The organism is Psychrobacter sp. NPDC064578 (assembly GCF_044901245.1).
GTDB classification, from domain to species: domain Bacteria; phylum Pseudomonadota; class Gammaproteobacteria; order Pseudomonadales; family Moraxellaceae; genus Psychrobacter; species Psychrobacter cibarius_C.
The window spans coordinates 95734-115994 of the sequence record NZ_JBJDPI010000001.1; the positions used below are offsets into that span (position 1 = coordinate 95734).

A 20261-nucleotide genomic window follows, 5' to 3' on the forward strand; every position below is an offset into this window, starting at 1 on the left:
TTTTACGAACTTTTAGTGAAAAGGTATTAGCGGTATACCCTGCCAACATTGTATGTTTAATCGGATTTTAGGGCGCAGTATCTGTTTAGAAATATCACTTGTAGATATTTATAGATATGTCCCCATAAATTGTAAAATGAAAGTATCGTACTGACTTTACTCAGTACCATAGAATTAATAGTGACACTAAATACCTTTGTGTTCATAAATTCAGCGTTGATAAGTTTGGCTAAATGCCTGTTTATTGACCGATAATGACACTACATTGACTCACAACCTGCATGACAACGACTTTATTTGATAATTATTCATGATTTAATGACTGGTTATCTGGCGGTCCTTTACGCAAGTGTAGTTGAGCAAGTATGGGTTGTTTAGCATTAGGATCGAGAAGTATATCGATAGCTGCCTACGTATTGGTGGTCAAACAGATAACGATAAAAAAGATATGAATACAGCACCACACCGATAGTTTGGTCATTTATTCTGTTTGCCAAGTACGCCCCGCTGATCACCGGAGCCGCGACACCTAACCGTAAAACACCCAAGATATTATTGACGTTATACCAGAAAGAACGATAAATAAAGAGTGACCAATTGCTTTACCTAAACAAATAATTGCTGAATATCACCATTTCATATAATGGTATTTATAACAGCGATATTATTGCTAGACTTTGATGGATGGATTGCAGCAGCACAACGCCTTTTGAATATCAGTATATTGAATCTCGTCACTGCCCGTCGCCTGCTCTTACAAAGTAAGCTGGCATGACTACCAATAAAGCTTGCTGATAGTAAAACTGAATCGCATGCTGACGCATTAATATTTGTACCAAACCTATCAATAATAGGATATAAATAGATAGCCTTACACCCTATAAATTTTATATTTACGTTAGTTTTGCTAACACACTTTAGGTAAAAAACAAGCCATTGACGAAGCCCAAGTGCTTTATTAACCCATGATTTACGTTCTATCGTTGATTAACATCTGCCCATGCTAATTTAAATATTAGCCATACTTGCCATTGCGCTCTAAAGCCTGTCTCGTCGTTGTTATGCGTACTCATAGGATACAAATATGAAACGCATTTTGATCAACGCTACTCAAAACGAAGAAATTCGTGTCGCCTTATGTAAAGGCAATCATCTTTACGATTTCGATCTTGAAAACCGTACTCGTGAACAAAAAAAATCCAATATATATAAAGGTCATGTGACCCGTGTCGAGCCATCGCTTGAAGCGGTGTTTGTAGAATACGGCTCACAGCGCCAAGGTTTTTTACCCATTCGTGAAATCTCTGCTGAATACTTAAGCGGTAATCCACGTGACGAAAATATCAAAAAACTGATCAAAGAAGGCGATGAATTAATCGTCCAAGTCGAAAAAGAGGAACGCGGTAACAAAGGCGCTGCCCTATCGACGTATGTCTCTTTAGCAGGTCGCTATTTGGTATTGATGCCAAACAACCCTCGTGGCGGCGGTATCTCACGTCAAATCTCGGGCAAACTTCGTGAAGACATGAAGCGTATGCTAAGCAATCTTGATTTACCAAAAGGTATGAGTGTCATCATTCGTACTGCGGGTATTGGTAAAACTCAAGAAGACTTACAGCACGATTTAAACCACTTGCTGAATATCTGGCAAGCTATCCAAGAACAAAACCAAAAATATCCTTCACCACGCTTGGTGCATCAAGAAGCGGGCGTTGTGACGCGTGCCGTGCGTGATTATTTGCGTGATGATATTGCTGAGATTTGGATTGATAACGAAAACGCCTACATTGAAGCTGCAGGCTTTATCGATGCGGTCATGCCAAAACAAGCTGAAAAATTGCGTAAATATACCGATTACGAGCCGATGTTTTCGCGCTTTAATATTGAAAAACAAATCGAAACCGCTTATCAACGTGAAGTGCGTCTGCCATCAGGCGGCTCAATCGTTATTGATCAAACGGAAGCACTAGTCTCTATTGATATCAACTCAGCCAAGTCGACCAAAGGTTCAGACGTTGCCGAAACTGCGTATCATACCAACCTAGAAGCAGCCGATGAGATTGCTCGTCAGCTACGTTTGCGTGATATGGGTGGTTTGATCGTCATTGATTTTATTGATATGAATGACAATAAGCATCAAAAAGAAGTCGAAAAACGTCTGATCGATGCCACCAAATATGACCGTGCACGTGTGCAATTTGGTGATATTTCTAAGTTTGGTTTGATGGAGATGAGCCGTCAGCGTCTACGTCCATCGCTAGAAGAGTCAACCGGTTATATCTGCCCGCGCTGCCATGGTAATGGCATGATTCGCGATTTGCGCTCATTGTCACTATCAATTATGCGTCAGATTGAACAAATCGCGTTAAAAGAACGTCAAGGCGAAGTACAAGCAGAAGTTCCAACAGATATCGCCGCCTTCTTATTAAACGAAAAACGTGATGCCTTAGTTTATCTTGAGCAAGACAGTGGCACGCGTATCACGATTTTGCCACACGCGCATTTAGAGTCGCCTAACTTTAAACTACACTTTAACCGTGACGGCTTTGCGCCTTCAAGCTATGAGCGTATTACGGATACAGCCCAAGAACATAGCGATTTAGGTTATGAAGTTGACTGGCAAACGGCTGAAAAAGAGCGTCCAGAGCAACAGCCAACGCGCCAGCCACGTCAGGTAGCGAGCAATGATACTGATACTACTAGCCAATCAAACAAACCGACCAGTACAGCTGAGCATAGTAAACACAGCAACGACCATCGTAACAATAAGAATACGACCAACGTTTCATCGGCGCGCGCGCCACAAGCAAACAACAACCAGAGTGTGGCAGCCCCTGCCCCTGTTGCTCCAGTAGCAGCAACTACAGCTCCTGCACATGTTGAGACAGCAGCTCAGCCACAAGCAGTGGCGTGGTTATCAAACCTATTTGCGCAAGCACCACAAGCCTCAACGACGCCTAGCGTCAGTAGTCGTGATGCAGCAGAAGCCATTGAAGCACTAGTAAATAATGGCGCACAAAGCTTAGGCTCATTTGGACAAGTTGATAGCAGTGCCCTGAGTAATACATCAACGGGTGCATCGAACAATGTACCAGCAAATCAGCAGAACAGTCAGAAAAATAACGAACAACCATCCGACAACAATGCCAATCGTCAACAAGCGCGTCGTAGCTCAGACAGCGACACCGATGATGATAGCAGTAATGAAGATAGAAGAAGACGTAAGCCACGTAAATCTAGATCATCTAAACCTCGTCAAAGAAAAGATCAGGCAGAAGAGTCGAGCAATGAAGTAAGCGGCGATACCGAGAACAACACCTCAAATAACGCTGATGACAAGCAGGCTGACAATCAAAACAAACGTCAGCAGGATACCAGACGCACGAATGAGCGTAACCGTAACAATCGTCAAGACAATAACCAGCAAAACAGCAGTCGTCAAGACAGTAGCCACCATGCAAACGAGCGCAATGATGATACTGATAAAGACAGTAATACGGCAGATGAGCAAACTCGTGCGAAGCGTAAATCGCATAGCCAACGCGGCTCACGTGGCAAGTTAGAGCGCGGCGAGACACTAACAGCTGAAAATATTAAGCAACCCAATCAGCAAGCGACGACAGGTGCGAACGGTCGAAAAAATCACTCTAACACGCGTCGAAATCAAGATCCTAATGAAGTCGTGCTACAGGTCAATGAAGCAGCCGTTGAGCTGAAATCACCAGAAGTCGTACACTTGTCTCTAGATGACAGTAAGTCTACACAGACAAAACCTCAGTCTACTGAAAGGCAAAAGTCAGCGAATGATGTTAATAAAGAAAGCATTACAAAAGAAGCTAGTACACAGCAAAGTGATAATCAGCAGAGTAATGACAAAAAAATTGCTCCTGAAACAGCTGCTGTGAAGGGTAACGACGAAGGCACTGTAGCAATTCATGATGTTAATGTTGATGATGTTAACGTTAGCACCACTGAGGACAAGGGACAAAATAATGCCCCGAAAACAGACAGTAATGCTACTGACAAAAAACCTGCCGTAGATGAGCAACCAACATCTAACAGCGTTACCAAAGACCAAACTGACCATTCAAAATCTGTGGATACTGACGTGGACAGCGTAGCAATAACGCCAAAGCAGCCAGAATCAGAATCGACAGAAAAAGCGAATAGTGACACTGTTGACGCTATCGACAGTGACGCCGATGTTAGCAATGCTAATGACAGTCATAGCGCAAATGATAAGAAAAACTCAGCACTGGCACTAACGCACGAAGCATTATTTGCCAAGCGCTACGTGACTGCTGAGAAGTTTGGTCAGGCTAGTAATGATCCACGTGTGGTTCGTAGTCAGCAAGTGCAAGCAACTCAACAACCACCAGTAGCTGAGCCTGCAGTAGTAAGCCCATCGACTATTCGTGGCACCGTTGGTGATTTTGTTCGTAAAGCATTAACAGATGCAGAAAGTCGTTTGAAAAATGACGGTGTCATCAGTTGCTTTATTGCTGCTATCGATGCACATACGCAGCAAGCAAAATCAGCTAACAAATCAGCCAACATTGAAACGAGCGTCACACCGACTGCTGATACTAACGTTGAGGCCAGCAATTTCGACTTTAGCAACTATGGCTATCAGCCATTGGCGGCAGATTACCTGACGCGCTTTGAAACGATGACACAAGCGGTCAGTCAGTTTGCGGCAACGCAAGGTAAAACAGACATCGAACCACGCGCCATTGGTAAGCGTGCTGGCAACGATCCACGTGGTCAACATCCTAGTTATCAGGAGCCCGCAGTGTTGAGTCTACCGACCGAACAGACGACTGATACTGAGCAAGCGGTTATTGAACATGATGATAACAATGTGGATGCTCATGATGTTGAGGCAAATGCTCTAGCCAACCAAGCTCAGGCTGATAATATCAGTGCTGACAGCGAACAATTACTAGAAGCAGATCAAGCCCTAGTAGAAGCAACTAACGAGCCGTCGAATGAAGGCACTGTTATAGCTGAGCATGTAGCAGCTGAAAAGATTGACGGGGCACATGACGATAGCGAAGCTGCTGACATTCAAGAGGCTAATACTCAAGAGGCTGACGTTGAAAAAACTAAGCCAGCAGATGAGCCTAAGGTAGAGCAACTTATCAATACCAAAGAAGCGGGCAAAGACGACAGTCAGGCTGCTAAGTCAAAAACCACGATTGCCAGCTATAAAAACATGATTGAGAATGTGGCTGAACAACTGCTGCCGCAAACTGGTATGTTTAATTTGACCACACCAAAAGTACCAAAGGCACGTAGCCGTAAGCCTAAAACGGAGCATAAAAAGCCCACGCAAGCTGAAAAGCTAGAAGCAGATGACTCAGATAGCGAAAGCTAATCGTATAACGCCCAACGCAAAAGCCCCAAAGTTGTCAGCAACTTTGGGGCTTTTTACGAAATAAAATGACAAAAAATATAAAGCTAGAGCACATGTAACCGACTTAGTGTGCAGATGACGCTGTGTCGTCCTTTCCACGAATTTTACTAATAACTGTGAAGATAGCCACAACCGCAGCGCCAATGATAAAACCAATGACGCCGTTTAATACCGTTGTCGTTAAGCTTTCAAAGATACCCGTTAAATCAGCGATATCCTCTACTCCATGATGTAAAAAGCCGATACCGTGTACTAAGATACCACCGCCTACTAAAAACATTGCCAACGTGCCAGCGATAGATAGAAACTTCATCAGTTTGGGTGCCGCTGCAAACATTAACTTGCCCAATTTTTGCTTGAACGCCCCTTCTTGTTCCATTAAATGCAGACCTGCATCGTCTATCTTCACGATACCAGCAACCAAGCCATAAATACCAATCGTAATACCGATGGCTAAAATAGACAGCACCAAGCTTCGTTCTAACAAAGTGGCGCTTGCCGTTGATCCCAAGGCAATTACGATAATCTCAGCTGACAGAATAAAATCCGTACGTACTGCACCTTTGATCTTTTCCTTTTCAAAAGCGACCAAATCTATAGTCTCATCAGCATTGGCTTGCCGACGAGCATTTTGCTCCTCATCATGCGGCAAAGCATGTGGCCAAAATCGATGAATGACTTTTTCAGCGCCTTCATAAACCAAAAACAAACCACCACACATTAGTAAAAAAGTGACCAGCGGTGGATAAACAGCACTAATCAAGAGTGCCGCTGGTACTAGAATAAGTTTATTAATAAATGAGCCTTTGGCGACCGCCCAGACCACTGGTAGCTCACGATTGGCTTTGACACCCGTGACCTGTTCTGCGTTGAGCGCCAAATCATCGCCCAATACACCAGCGGTTTTTTTAGCAGCGACTTTGGTCATGACGGAAACATCATCCAATATCACACTGATATCATCAAGTAGGGTTAATAAACTGGCACCTGCCATGTGTGCTCCTTAGCAAAAATTTATTGAAATAAAGGGTTAAAAATAACTGATACCAATAGTTTTATAGGAATTTTTATAAAAACACTGTTATTAGCCGTAGACTACAAGGGCAAGCGTCGATATTAAATAGTACAAATGTATCTTATTTTTTTGAATTGACGTTTATGCCTACTACTATTATTGCTGCCCTCACCTCCCTATATCACCTCATAGCCTGTGGCTGTTATTTACCATAAATATGTTAATATAGGCGACATGATTACTTACCTTTTATAATTATTAAATTGTAAAAAACCTTTTAATTTTAAACCTTTAAGACAATATCGCTACGTATTGCTTTATATAGAAATTTAGTATCATTTTTCTTAAAACGACTTCACGATTAGGCACGATGCCTACAGGACACCTATATATGTCATCCCCGATTGCAAAAAACACCTTTACTCAAAACCGTTTTTCTCGAAATAATTTATCTCGCTTTATGATGAGTGCACTGCTTGTTGTGATTGCTGCGGGCTGCTCAAACAATGCAGCAGATGCGACTAGCAACACCACTATCGTCAATAGTACCGATGCTAAAACCAGTACAAGTAACGCATCCGCTGATAGCGATGCTGCCGTGGTAAAGGCGTTGCAGGCGAATTTGAATACGTCCGGTATTGAAGAAAATATCATTTCAGCCGTACCAACAGATATGGATGGTATTTATTGGGTTACAGCGGAAGGACTGCCTTCTTTCTTTACTGATAAGTCTGGCAAACACATTATCCAAGGTCAGATTATTGCTGTTGGCGAGGCTGCGCCTATCGATATCAGTGCGGCATTGGTTGCTAGTACCGCACAAGAAGCCCTAAAAGCCGTCGATAAAAAAGACATGGTGATTTATCCAGCCATAGGCGAAACGAAGTCAGTGGTCTATGCCTTTACCGATGCAGACTGTGGTTATTGTCGTAAATTGCATGAAGAGATGGATGATATCAATGCACGTGGTATCGAAGTACGTTATTTGGCATGGCCGCGCAGTCAGGAATCGGTGCCAAAAATGGAAGCCATTTGGTGTAGTCAAGATCGTAAGGCGGCCATGAATCAAGGAAAAATGGGCGCTGATGTACAAGCGCCTAGCTGTGCCAGCCCTGTACAAGAACACATGGCACTGGGTGCAAAACTTGGTGTGCGTGGTACTCCCGCTATCTTTACAGAATCTGGTCAGCAAGTAGGTGGCTATCTACCTGCGGCGGAGTTGGCTCAAGCTATCGGTGCTAGCTAAAATCTGTTATTGTTTCAGGTATTTGTGATATCTATGACGATGGCGACATTGTGTAGACGTCACAACTGCTTGTCAGTATGATACGATAAAGCGCTATGAAAAATCAGCAGCATACTTTTTATTTGAGTATTTTTTATTCAACTGTAATGAGAAATCGATAAAGCTGCGACTGTCAAAGTGCACGCAAATACTACGGCTAGTAGCGCATGTGCATTTGACTCTATGACAGCGTTATCATTGGTTCATTATATTTAACCTCTTGAGGATACTGTGAGTAATTCCATCAAACTAGCGATACTTGGTCTGGGCACCGTCGGAACGGGCGTGATCAATCTAATCAATGACAACTTAAATGAGCTAAAACGCCGTAGCGGACGCGACATTATCATTACCGAAGTTGGTACGCGCCGTCATCGTGATGATATTGATCCCAATATTGTACAAAACAGTGACTTGATGGCAACTGCTGCAAGCGACAATGTCGATATCGTCGTCGAGGTGATTGGCGGTACGACCCTTGCCAAAGACGTAATTATGAACGCCATTAAGAACGGCAAGCATGTGGTGACTGCAAATAAGGCGCTATTGGCAGAGCATGGCAATGAAATTTTTGCGTTCGCTGAAGAGCATAACGTCCATGTCGCTTATGAAGCAGCAGTCGCAGGCGGTATCCCCATTATTAAAGTCATGCGCGAAGCACTCGCTGCCAATAAAATCGATTGGCTAGCAGGTATCATCAACGGTACTGGCAACTTTATCATGACCGAAATGCGTGACAAAGGTCGCCCGTTTGCCGACGTGTTGAGCGAAGCACAAGAATTGGGTTATGCAGAAGCAGACCCGACCTTTGATGTCGAAGGTATTGATGCGGCTCATAAACTGGCATTACTCGCCTCTATCGCCTTTGGTATTCCGCTGCAATTTGACAAGGTCTACTGTGAAGGCATCACTGGTATCACCTTACAAGACGTCAACTATGCGGAAGAGCTTGGCTACCGTATCAAGCATTTGGGCTTTGCCGTACGCCGTGATGGTCAAGGTAATGATGAGGCTTCTGGTATCGAACTACGCGTGCATCCAACGCTAATTCCGCAGGATGCGTTACTCGCCAACGTCAATGGCGTAAAAAATGCGGTGTTGGTCAACTCTCATCCGCTTGGACAGACGTTATATTGCGGTGATGGTGCTGGCGCTGGTGCGACGGCTTCTGCGGTGATGGCCGATGTAATGGATTTGGTGCGTGTTCTAGGTAGCAAAGACCGTAACGGTGAAAGTAACAGTAATCAAAACAACCACGGTCACCATGTGCCGCATTTAGCATTTATCCCTGAGCAGCTATCAGACACGCCCATATTGCGCGCTGAGCAGATGATTACCGGTTATTATCTGCGCGTACATGCTTATGACAGCCCTGGTGTGTTGGCAGATATTACTCGCATTCTAAGCGATGCTGGTATCAATATCGATGCGATTTTACAAAAACCTGCGCACAAAGTTGGTCAAGTTCCGGTTATTATTTTGACGCTGCCCGTGATTGAAAGTCAGATGAATCTAGCCATCGAAAAAATTGAAAAACTAGAGACCATTACTGATAAAGTAGTACGCATTCGCTTAGATGAGCTAGCATAAAGCCTGCAGTTATTGAGCCTAAAAGATGCTATCTAGTCCGCGTTTGGTTTTAATTAAAACAAACTCATTTAAAATACGTAAAAAGGAATAATAACGATGTCAAATGATGCAATTGTAATTTTAAACGGCGCCCGTACTCCAATGGGCAGCTTCCAAGGCGCACTAAAAGACATGAGCGCAACGGAACTTGGTGGTGCTGCTATTAAAGCCGCTGTCGAACGCTCAGGTGTGGCGGTCGATAGTATTGACGAAGTCATTATGGGCTGTATCTTAACCGCAGGCTTGGGTCAAGGCCCTGCGCGTCAAGCGATGCGTAATGCAGGTTTATCTGATGCGACTGGCGCTGTCACTATTAACAAGCTTTGTGGTTCAGGGCTAAAAGCAGTCATGCAAGCACATGATGGCATCAAAGCTGGTAGTTTCAATGTGGCAGTCGCTGGTGGCATGGAATCAATGACCAATGCGCCATACATCATGCCAGGGTCACGTGGCGGCTACCGTATGGGACATAAAGAAGTCAAAGATCATATGTTCCTAGACGGTTTAGAAGATGCTGAAACTGGCAAACTGATGGGTATGTTCGCACAGGAAATGGCCGATGAAAAGGGCTATACCCGTGAGCAAATGGATGCGTTTGCTATAGAATCGCTAAATCGTGCGCTCACTGCTATCAAAGACGACCACTTCAAAGATGAAATCACGCCAGTGACTTTTAAAACCCGTAAAGGCGAGCAAACCGTCGATACCGATGAGCAACCCGCGCTTGCTAATGCTGAGCGTATCCCTACTCTACGTCCAGCCTTCGCTAAAGACGGCACCATCACGGCAGCAAACGCCAGCTCAATCTCAGACGGTGCGGCAGCGGTTGTGGTCATGAAAGAATCGCAAGCAAAAGCTGAAGGCCTTGATTATCAAGCGCGTATCGTTGCAACCGCATCAAACTCTCGTCACCCAAGCGAATTTACCATTGCTCCGATTGGTGCAATTGAAAAAGTATTAGCTAGTGCTGGTTGGTCAGTCGCTGATGTTGACTTATGGGAAATCAACGAAGCGTTTGCAATGGTCACTATGGCGGCGATGGACGAGCTAAAAATCGACCATGCCAAAGTAAACGTTGAAGGCGGCGCTTGTGCACTCGGTCATCCAGTAGGCTGTTCAGGTGCTCGTATCTTGATCACGCTTATCAACTCTCTCAAGCGTACTGGCGGCAAAAAAGGTATTGCGACACTTTGTATTGGTGGCGGTGAAGCCGTGGCTGTTGCTATTGAACTTGCTTGATACTCAAGCAGATTAATTAATCGATTGCTATATTAAATTCACCTCTATAATTATCGTTTATTATAAAATTTTCAACATATCAGGAACCGCATCGCTATTTGCTTTGCGGTTTTTCTGTGTCTATGACTCTTAAATAAGCTAGGAATATTGCTCTGTGTAAAGACACGTTAATCTTTGACCCCAGCTATGTTATGCCACTTACAGCCTATTACACGCAATTACTTCAAGCGCACACTTTGCTACCTTGCTCATATATCTCATCGAAAATCATGATGTTAAGATTCTTACAAGTCGATGTAGAGGCTACTCACATGGCTTGCTACACCTTTTATTATAAAAATATTTTTACTAGAAATTTAACCTTTCCAAAACAACGATTGTTTTTAACATAATTAATAATGATTAACTCATAAAAAAGGAAGACAACAATGAGCCAACTAATTCGTTTAAAAGATATTCAAGCTACTCATAAAGATTTAATCGGTGATGATTATTATGACCCAACAGGTAAAACTGCTTATGGCGTCAATGAAGAAAAAATCGGTAAAATTGAAGGTGCATTAGTAGAAGATACCACTGGTCGCATTCGTTATTTGATCGTTGATGCAGGCGGTTGGTTCAGTTCAAAAGAAGTGTTAGTACCAGCAGGTTTGGCACGTATCGTTGGTGATGACGTATTCTTTGACAGCTTGACCAAGTCTCAAGTCGATGCCATGGAAGTATATGACCATGATTATCAGTATAGCTACAAAGATCAGTATCAAAAGGATCGTCAAGCATTTGTCGCTGATACAGTTCCAGTTGCAGAGCGTATGGAGATTGCAGACCATGCCTATGACGCACCAAATACACTAGAGCTACTAGAAGAGCGCTTGACCGTCAATAAAGATCGTATCGTGGCAGGCTTGGTTAAAGTTGGTAAGCATATAGTGACCGAAGAGCGCAATGTCGATGTTGAGCTAGAAGAAGAGCACGCTAATATCCAGCGTACTAACGTAGATCGTCCAACAGATCGCCGTATCGGTGACATTAATGGTAATCAAACCATTGAGGTTGAACTAGAGGCTGAACGTGCCCGCGTTGGTAAAGACACTTACGTATCTGAAGAAGTGAACGTCGGTAAAACCACTGAACGTCATACTGAAACTATCGTTGAGACTATCCAACGTGAAGAATTGGATATCGATCGCGATGGTAACGTAGTAGACCGCGAAGGTAACATAATCGACCGTGATGGTATTACTGCAGAAGACGTACGCCGCGCTCGTGGTATGTAATACGCTAAACCGTCATACTGTTTGGCTGTCATTAAAAAATAAGATCGCCGAGCAATACATGACCGTAATAAGCAGCTAAGTATTTTTACTTAGTGAATTAAGACCAGAGCATGCCTCTGGTCTTTTTTTGCTTACTACACTCAAAAATACTTAGGAATTAAAAATACTTAATGACATCTGATAATGCTAACCTTGCAAAATCTGCAAAAACGACTTTTAAATATTGTATAACGATTATTTCTTAAAGATAAGGACATTATGATGACTACCAATCACGACGACAGCATCCAAAACGATAGCTTTCTACAAGAGAGTTTACATAACAAGCAAGTGACACCAAACGCTATAACTGCCCCAATTGATACTCATAATGGCACAGTAGCTAATGGCATAAGCAGTAATAACATAGATAAGAGCAATCATAATGTTGGACACTTGGAGCTATTAGAAGAGCGTCCTGTCATCAACAAAGAGCGTTTAGATGTTGGTAAAGTAACGGTGACCAAGCACGCTCGTACTAAGACCATTGATGTGCCTATTGAGTTGGTAGAAGAATATATTACTATTCGCACTGAATACCACGATGCGAAAAGTCAGGACTTATTGTCAGGCAATTATGATGAAAAGGATATATTGCGCCATGTCGAGCCATCGTTAGATAGCAAGGCGGTCGTTACCGTGAATGGCAAAAAGATTGAAATTGGTGATGAACCGATTGAAATTGTCCTATCACGTCAAGTGGCTACCATTACTAAAGACACTTATGCTATCCAAGAAATCGATATCAATAAAACCACTCATACCCATACAGATAGTATCCAAGTAGTGCTTAAGCATGAAGAATTAGATGTGAAGGAAGAAGGGTTTTTGGCACATGAGTCTAGCGCCCCTCCTCATAAATAATTTTGCTGACTCATTAAAACCAGACATAAAAAAAGCAACGTTATCGTTGCTTTTTTCTTGATTGCTTACTTATTATGAGGTTTTTTTACATTCATAAGTGCTGACATTCGCCGCATCTGTACCTGCTGTACGCATCACACCCGTCTCACGCGCTTCGTGTGCTACACGCCACTGGGTAAAGCCCTGACTGCCATCAATAGCGGTTGCTACTTCGAACACTTCTGGATTACTGGCATCATTGGTTTTATTTAATGTCACCGTACCCGTATCAGTCGCGATGACTACTTGCTTGGCATCTTCTTTATAAGTTGCATTAACTTTCAGCTCAGGTGAGCAAAGATAAGCTATTTGACTGACGCCACTATTTACCGAAGCTACGGTATCATCCTGTACTTCACTGAGCGATGCATCCGCTGTATCGACAACCACCTCATTAGGCTCAGCAGGTTCAGCGGACATCGGCACCGTTTCTTCGCTATGAGCACCATCATCTATACCCGCTTCTGTGTCTGACTGTTGCTGACAAGCACTAAGTGTCAGGACGCCAGCAAGTAGGCCAGTCAGCGCCACAGAAGTGCGCAATTTTTTTAATAATTCTATAGTCATAACACTTTCCCCAATGAATATGTTAAACACTATAACGTGTCCATAAATTCACGCCTATGTTGAATTTGTAATTAATCAATACAAAATATAGCCAACACGTTTGTGAAGAGTCAACTTTACTATCTACAAATAATATAGTCGATTCAAGATAATTTAGAGACAAAGAATGTGAGCAAATACAGAAAAGCCCTTATCTACTTTAGATAAGGGCTTTTGATACTAACGAATATTAAAGATATATCAGCAGCAATGCTTAGCTATTTATTATCAATATTCGCTTATGAATGCTATATTTTACCATGACATTGCTTGTACTTAAGACCTGAACCACAAGGGCATGGGGCGTTACGACTGATATTCATACCAGCGTATGGGTCTGCCTCGTTGGCATTACTACCACTACCCACAATAGCACCTGCGACCACACTACCAGCAAGATTACGATTTTGCGCGGCGGCTTTTTCAGCTCCGCTATCCATATTATCAATATCACTATGCTCGAACTGCATTTGCATATGAGCAGCATTCTCACGCTGCTGTATTTCCAGCGCTTCTAGCTCTTCTTTAGTCGGAATATGGACACGTGATAAATCTTGAACGGTCTCAGATTTAATTGCGCCAAGCATCATTTGGAACAGCTCAAATGATTCACGCTTATACTCTTGCTCAGGGTTTTTCTGTGCATAACCACGCAGATGAATGCCTTTACGCAGCTGATCCATTTGCGTTAAATGCTCTTTCCAATGCTTGTCTAAGCTCTGTAGCATAAAGTGACGCTCAAGCTGGGCAGCATCTTTTTCGCCCATCTGCTCACGGCGGCTATGATAGCGATCGATAGCTGTTTGGATGATTTTGGCACGTAAGCCTTCTTCGTCTAAGCGGCGATCTTCATCGAGCCAATCATTGATCGGCATCGCAATCTTAAATTCATTTTCAAGCTCGTCTTCTAAGCCATCAATATTCCATTGGTCATCGATAGAACCTGGTGGAATAAACTGGTTAATCATGGCGTTATAAACTTCTTCGTGCATAATCTCAATGGCTTCAAGCAAGTCCATCTCTGCTAGCAAGTCATCACGCTGACCATAGATCACTTTACGCTGTTCATTGGCGACGTCATCATATTTCAACAGATTTTTACGCGCATCAAAATCGCGGCTTTCTACTTTACCTTGGGCATTTTCAATCGATTTTGAGACCATTTTATGCTCAATGGCTTCATCTTCTTTAAGACCCATGGCACGCATCATATTTACGACGCGGTCACCAGCAAAGATACGCATCAAGTCATCTTCGAGCGATAAAAAGAAACGCGACATCCCAGGATCGCCTTGGCGACCGGCACGACCCCGTAGCTGGTTATCGATACGACGTGATTCATGACGCTCAGAACCAATGATATGCAAACCACCAGCCGCAACCACTTGGTCATGCTTGACTTGCCATTCTGCTTTTAGGCGTGCCATTTCTTCAGGACTAACCGAATCGATATCTTCAATAAACGACTGCCAGTTACCACCAAGGATAATATCGGTACCACGACCTGCCATGTTGGTCGCGATCGTCACAGCCTTTGGACTACCTGCCTGCGCGATGATTTCGGCTTCACGCTCGTGTTGTTTGGCGTTTAGGACGTTATGCTTGACGCCCTCTTGATCGAGCAAGTAAGACAACTCTTCACTGGCTTCAATCGTCGCCGTACCAACCAAAACTGGGGCACCTTTGGCTTGAATCTCTTTGATTTCGCGAATGATACCTTTGTATTTACCTAACTTGGTTAAGAAAATCTGGTCATCCATATCGATACGAGCAATCGGCTCGTGCGTTGGAATCACGATGACATCTAAGTCATAAGTTGATTTAAATTCTGCTGCTTCGGTATCAGCGGTACCTGTCATGCCTGATAATTTTTCATACAAACGGAAGTAGTTCTGGAACGTCGTGGTCGCAAGCGTTTGGTTTTCTGCTTGAATTTCGACGTTTTCTTTGGCTTCTACCGCTTGATGCAGACCTTCTGACCAACGGCGACCCGGCATGGTACGACCGGTGTTTTCATCAACGATAACCACTTCACCATCATCGACGATGTAATGAACGTTTTTAACAAATACATGATGGGCACGAATGGCAGCTTGTACGTGAGCCAATAATGGCAAACGGCTTGGGCTGTATAAACTTTCATTTTCACCCAACTCACCGACTTCGATTAAGAAGCGCTCAATTTTTTCATAGCCTTTTTCACTGATTTCGATTTGACGGTTCTTCTCATCAATCCAAAAATCTTCTTCTTCATTATTCTTATTGGCCTCTTCGTCTTTTGAGCGAATCAGCACCGGGATAATGGTATTAATCAGCGCGTACATACGTGAAGAATCTTCGGCTTGACCTGAGATAATCAGCGGCGTACGAGCCTCATCGATTAAAATAGAGTCAATTTCATCAATAATACAAAAGTTTAATGGACGCTGCTTTTTCTCTTTTAAACTAAAGACCATGTTATCGCGCAGATAATCAAAGCCGTATTCGTTATTGGTACCGTAAGTGATATCCGCTTGATAAGCATCGATTTTTTCTTGCGGCGGTTGTTGTGAATAAATGACACCGACGGTCATGCCCAAAAAGCCAAATAATGGACGGTTCAATTCAGCATCACGCGCCGCTAAATAATCGTTGACCGTAACCAGATGGACACCTTTACCACTGATGGCATTGAGGTACATCGCCAAAGTACCCATTAGGGTTTTACCTTCGCCCGTTTTCATCTCAGCGATTTTGCCTTCGTGCAAGGTGATACCACCGATCAGCTGCACATCATAATGACGCATACCATTGACGCGTAATGACGCTTCACGGCAGACGGCAAACGCTTCTGGTAGTAGTGCATCTAAGCTTTCACCTTGTTGGTGGCGTGCTTTAAACTCTTCGGTTTTTTGTTGTAATTGCTCATCAGACAGGGCTTGTACCGCAGCCTCTTGTGCGTTGATTTTGCTGACCACTTTGCGCATGCGCTTTAATTCGCGGTCATTTTTAGTGCCAACCACATTGCCTATAATCTTTGATAACATAATTTTTTGACCTATGGAAATATTCGATAATTAGTGCGCATTAGCCAAAGCTTCGCCCGCTGCCGCCTTGTCATTACAGTCATCACCTGACTAAGTACCTTTTGTTAACAAAGCACCTCTTAACAAAGCACTGATTAATAAGGTACTGCCTAATGAAGTGTCGCCTAATGAAGTATCGCCCAATTAAGTGTGACGTCATTATATATGGTTATGACGCCGATGGATACAAGGGCAGCGAGTAGATATTTGCCGACGTAAAAGCGCGGCTGGACGTGCTAAAATAGTAGTTACACTTTCACACTTCTTAGTTTTTCGACTGCTAAATTTGCGCGCTATGATGACCCTTTAATAAAGCTATTTTGGTAAAAATCAACCAGAATCTTGCAAATTAACCACTCATAAGCGAGTGTTTTTCTCATCTATTTTTTTACGCTGATCTGTATATACCGTCGTCCATTTAACGCCAGCTGACTAAAAACCCATTGAAGCATTATAAGAGACTCTGCATGACCGCTAAGCCATCCGCTCAAAACCTTAACGCCGCCAAACCTACTCCGTCGAAGTACGCAATATCAAAACAACAGACCGCGACACCTTTGACCGCTGATCAGTTGATGGTAGGCGATACCGTTTATCATTTGGCAGATCATACGCCGATGATGGTGCAATATCTAACCATGAAAGCCAACTATCCACAAGCGTTACTGCTGTACCGCATGGGTGATTTTTATGAGTTATTTTTTGATGATGCCAAGCGCGCGGCACAAATATTAGACATCACCTTGACTCGCCGTGGTACGGATAAAGCAGGCAATACCATTGCCATGGCAGGTGTGCCTTTTCATGCGGCCGATAGCTACATGGCAAGGTTGATAGCTGCTGGGCAAACCGTCGTTGTGTGTGAGCAAATTGACGAATCAGCCACTGGCACTGACAATGCAAATAATCCTTCCAATGCTCCGACGATGGGCGATAAGCAGAAAAAAGATAAAAGTAAATCTGCTGCTGGCAGTATTATGCGCCGTGAAGTAGTTAAAACGCTGACCGCAGGGACGATTACTGATGATGCTTTAATTGCGCCCAATCATACGCCAACTGTGGTCGCCATTGATATCGAAATACCTAAATCGAACAGCAAACAACCTGTGCACGCTGCCATTAGCCAAATGGATTTAGCCGCTGGAACGTTAACCACGCAAACGCTTAGCGCCATCTCTAATAACAGCCATGACGATATTGAAGAATTACAAACGCAAATGCTGACGGTGCTGGCACGCTTTGCGCCTAGTGAATGTATCGTTAGCGAAGCACTTAACGACCGTATCGGCGAAGATTGGCTGCTGTGGCTACGTCAACATCTCGACTGTCCGATTATCGCAGTGGCGGCAAATGACTTCCACCGTGAGCATGCCAACGCGACCCTTTGCCAGCAGTTTGACGTGCAACGCCTCGATGGACTAGGAATCAATGACGCACTTCTTGCCCAATCTAGCTGTGCGGCGCTCATACATTATGCGCGGCAAACCCAGCAGCGTCATGTGCCACAACTTAATCAGCTGATCGTTGAGTACAGTGACGACTATTTAATTATTGATGCCAATAGTCAGCAAAATCTTGAGCTATTTACACCCGTTAGCAGCAATGGTACCTCATTGATATCTGTCCTCAATCATTGTCAAACGCCGATGGGTCGACGCTTACTGGTGCAGCAAATGAAACGCCCACTACGTCAGCATGCGCGTATCAATTTGCGCCTAGATGCGATAGCTAGTTTACTAAAGAACAGTGATCTCTCTGTCAATACTGAATATTCTGCTCAACACCTAGAAAATAGCGTATCCGTTCAAAACATACGCGAAACCTTAAACGCTATCGGCGATATTGAACGTATTAGTAGCCGTATTGGGCTAATGAGTGCCAAGCCGCGTGACCTGCGTAAACTTGCTGAGGGTATTGCTAGTAGCGCCCAGCTTACGACGCTACTGACAAATGCAGGTATTCGCCATGAGCAGGCAGGACTGTTGCCGATGCTAATGCAGCAATTGCCTGCGCAGTTACCTGCCATACAGTCGGTCGCTGAGCTGATTGAGCGCGCTATTATTGCCGAGCCGCCTGCTCATATCCGTGATGGTGGCATGCTCGCCGCAGGTTTTGATGCTGAGTTTGATCGCCTGACTCATTTACATGACAATATTCAAGTGACTTTGGATGAAATGGTCGAGCGCGCACGTTTAGAGAGTCAATTACCCAGTCTAAAAGTGGGTTTTAATAAGGTCAGTGGTTTTTATTTTGAATTGCCCAAAATGCAAGCAAAGAATGCACCAGCACATTTTATCCGTCGGCAAACGCTGAAGAGCAGCGAGCGATTTATCACTGATAAGCTAAAAGAAGTTGAGACAGAATATCTAAGCGCGCAAAGCTTAGCATTGACTCGTGAAAAGCAGCTGTATCACGAACTCTTAACTGAACTTAGTAACCATTTAGCCGAACTGCAACAACTCAGCGCTGCGGTTGCGCAAATAGATGTGCTCAGTAATTGGGCACAGCTTGCAACTATTTATAACTGGCAGCGTCCAGTCATGAGTAATAATTCAGAGAATATAAATAGATCCAATACTGGCAGTCAAACCAGTATCGATATCAAAGCAGGTCGTCATGTCGTCGTCGAAGCCGCACTAAACCCTGTTCATACTCACAGCAATACTCCTGCTAAGCATAGCAGCCATTTTGTCGCTAATGATTGTGCATTGGGCAGTCATGAAAACCCTGAGCGCCTACTAATGATTACTGGTCCTAATATGGGTGGTAAATCAACCTATATGCGCCAAACTGCATTGATTGTCCTGCTCGCTCATTGCGGCAGCTTTGTGCCAGCAGCGCGTGCGCATATTGGCGATATCGACCGTATCTTTACCCGTATTGGCTCAGCTGATGATTTGGCGGGCGGTAAGTCAACCTTTATGGTGGAAATGATTGAAACGGCCAATATTCTCAATCAAGCAACCAATAAATCGTTGGTGCTGATGGATGAAGTCGGACGCGGCACAGCGACCACTGACGGTTTGGCAATCGCTCATGCTTGCGTCAATCGACTACTAGAGATTGGCTGCCTGACATTATTTGCCACTCACTATTTTGAGCTGACAAAATTGGCGGAAAACTATAAAGAAAGTAGTGGCAGCAATGACAAACTTATCCGCAACGTCCATGTCGCTGCCAGTGAAATCGACGGTCAACTGTTACTACTGCATCAAATCAAAGATGGTGCAGCAAGCTCTAGCTTTGGTCTGCATGTGGCAAAAATGGCAGGGATTCCTACCCAAGTACTAGATGATGCCAAGCGCTACTTAGCAGATAACTTAAAATTAGACCCTAGCAGGGTAGAAAACGTGAGAACTCTTGATGACAAAAATGAATTAGCTAAGTCAGTAAATGATAAATGCGATCATATGAATGGTCATGAGATAGAGAAAGTCGATATAAAAACCACCAATAAATCTCAAATAATGAATAACATTCCACAACAAAATCAGCTGTTTAGCTTACAGGATGAACTTAGCGCGATTGATCCTGATACCTTAACGCCAAAGCAAGCGCATGATTTACTCTATCATTTGAAGAAAATCATTAGTCATTAAAGGGAATTGTCAATTAGTCGTAAAGGCGTTAAAATGTGCCTTATTTTCCAACTATTCTATGTAGCCCTTATCGTTGATTCAATTTAAAAGAAAATCATGGCAACCAAGTGCAGATGTATCAATAATACTTCAAGCACGGTGAGCACAGTAACTCTTTTAAAAGGGATGAACTATATCAGCCAATCCAA

The 20261-nt window shown here is 43.6% G+C and carries 10 protein-coding genes; 7 read left to right on the forward strand and 3 right to left on the reverse strand.

What is annotated here, in order from left to right:
* The first annotated feature begins 1084 nt into the window (after positions 1-1084).
* Positions 1085-5377, forward strand: a complete 4293-nt coding sequence (locus ACI2JM_RS00380) for an Rne/Rng family ribonuclease (protein WP_404641284.1) — start codon at positions 1085-1087, stop codon at positions 5375-5377.
* A gap of 103 nt (positions 5378-5480) precedes the next feature.
* Here the strand turns inward: ACI2JM_RS00380 and ACI2JM_RS00385 are convergent, their stop codons facing one another.
* Positions 5481-6410 carry a DUF808 domain-containing protein gene (locus ACI2JM_RS00385; RefSeq protein WP_198329591.1) on the reverse strand — a complete coding sequence of 310 codons (930 nt, stop codon included), beginning with the start codon at positions 6408-6410 and terminating at the stop codon, positions 5481-5483.
* A 412-nt stretch (positions 6411-6822) separates the two neighbouring features.
* Here ACI2JM_RS00385 and ACI2JM_RS00390 point away from each other — a divergent pair, with 412 nt between their 5' ends.
* The 5 genes from ACI2JM_RS00390 to ACI2JM_RS00410 all read left to right on the forward strand — a co-directional run bounded on the left by ACI2JM_RS00390 (position 6823) and on the right by ACI2JM_RS00410 (position 12764).
* Positions 6823-7677 (forward strand): DsbC family protein, encoded by an 855-nt coding sequence (locus ACI2JM_RS00390; RefSeq protein WP_404641286.1) that lies wholly within the window; start codon positions 6823-6825, stop codon positions 7675-7677.
* A gap of 270 nt (positions 7678-7947) precedes the next feature.
* Positions 7948-9306 carry a homoserine dehydrogenase gene (locus tag ACI2JM_RS00395; RefSeq protein ID WP_404641288.1) on the forward strand — a complete coding sequence of 453 codons (1359 nt, stop codon included), beginning with the start codon at positions 7948-7950 and terminating at the stop codon, positions 9304-9306.
* Between the two features lie 96 nt (positions 9307-9402).
* Positions 9403-10584 (forward strand): thiolase family protein, encoded by a 1182-nt coding sequence (locus ACI2JM_RS00400; RefSeq protein WP_404641290.1) that lies wholly within the window; start codon positions 9403-9405, stop codon positions 10582-10584.
* A 428-nt stretch (positions 10585-11012) separates the two neighbouring features.
* Positions 11013-11861, forward strand: a complete 849-nt coding sequence (locus ACI2JM_RS00405) for a DUF2382 domain-containing protein (protein ID WP_404641292.1) — start codon at positions 11013-11015, stop codon at positions 11859-11861.
* Between the two features lie 261 nt (positions 11862-12122).
* The gene (locus ACI2JM_RS00410) at positions 12123-12764 is read left to right on the forward strand and encodes a YsnF/AvaK domain-containing protein (RefSeq protein ID WP_404641293.1); all 642 of its coding nucleotides are present in this window, start codon (positions 12123-12125) and stop codon (positions 12762-12764) included.
* Positions 12765-12836: 72 nt separating this feature from the next.
* Here the strand turns inward: ACI2JM_RS00410 and ACI2JM_RS00415 are convergent, their stop codons facing one another.
* Positions 12837-13370 (reverse strand): hypothetical protein, encoded by a 534-nt coding sequence (locus ACI2JM_RS00415; protein WP_404641295.1) that lies wholly within the window; start codon positions 13368-13370, stop codon positions 12837-12839.
* A 287-nt stretch (positions 13371-13657) separates the two neighbouring features.
* On the reverse strand, positions 13658-16435 hold the full coding sequence (gene secA, locus ACI2JM_RS00420; protein WP_404641297.1) for a preprotein translocase subunit SecA: 2778 nt from the start codon (positions 16433-16435) through the stop codon (positions 13658-13660).
* 506 nt (positions 16436-16941) lie between these two features.
* Between secA and mutS the strand changes: the two genes are divergently transcribed.
* A complete protein-coding gene (gene mutS / locus ACI2JM_RS00425; RefSeq protein ID WP_404641299.1) occupies positions 16942-20073 on the forward strand; it encodes a DNA mismatch repair protein MutS in 3132 nt (1043 codons plus the stop codon).
* Positions 20074-20261: the final 188 nt, after the last annotated feature.

What these genes read in the sequence shown, in the direction of transcription:
- ACI2JM_RS00405 (WP_404641292.1), top strand. Translation starts at nt 11,013, where the DNA reads ATGAGCCAACTAATTCGTTTAAAAGATATTCAAGCTACTCATAAAGAT.
- mutS (WP_404641299.1), top strand. Translation starts at nt 16,942, where the DNA reads ATGACCGCTAAGCCATCCGCTCAAAACCTTAACGCCGCCAAACCTACT.
- ACI2JM_RS00380 (WP_404641284.1), top strand. Translation starts at nt 1,085, where the DNA reads ATGAAACGCATTTTGATCAACGCTACTCAAAACGAAGAAATTCGTGTC.
- ACI2JM_RS00385 (WP_198329591.1), bottom strand. Translation starts at nt 6,410, where the DNA reads ATGGCAGGTGCCAGTTTATTAACCCTACTTGATGATATCAGTGTGATA.
- ACI2JM_RS00400 (WP_404641290.1), top strand. Translation starts at nt 9,403, where the DNA reads ATGTCAAATGATGCAATTGTAATTTTAAACGGCGCCCGTACTCCAATG.
- ACI2JM_RS00415 (WP_404641295.1), bottom strand. Translation starts at nt 13,370, where the DNA reads ATGACTATAGAATTATTAAAAAAATTGCGCACTTCTGTGGCGCTGACT.
- ACI2JM_RS00410 (WP_404641293.1), top strand. Translation starts at nt 12,123, where the DNA reads ATGACTACCAATCACGACGACAGCATCCAAAACGATAGCTTTCTACAA.
- secA (WP_404641297.1), bottom strand. Translation starts at nt 16,435, where the DNA reads ATGTTATCAAAGATTATAGGCAATGTGGTTGGCACTAAAAATGACCGC.
- ACI2JM_RS00390 (WP_404641286.1), top strand. Translation starts at nt 6,823, where the DNA reads ATGTCATCCCCGATTGCAAAAAACACCTTTACTCAAAACCGTTTTTCT.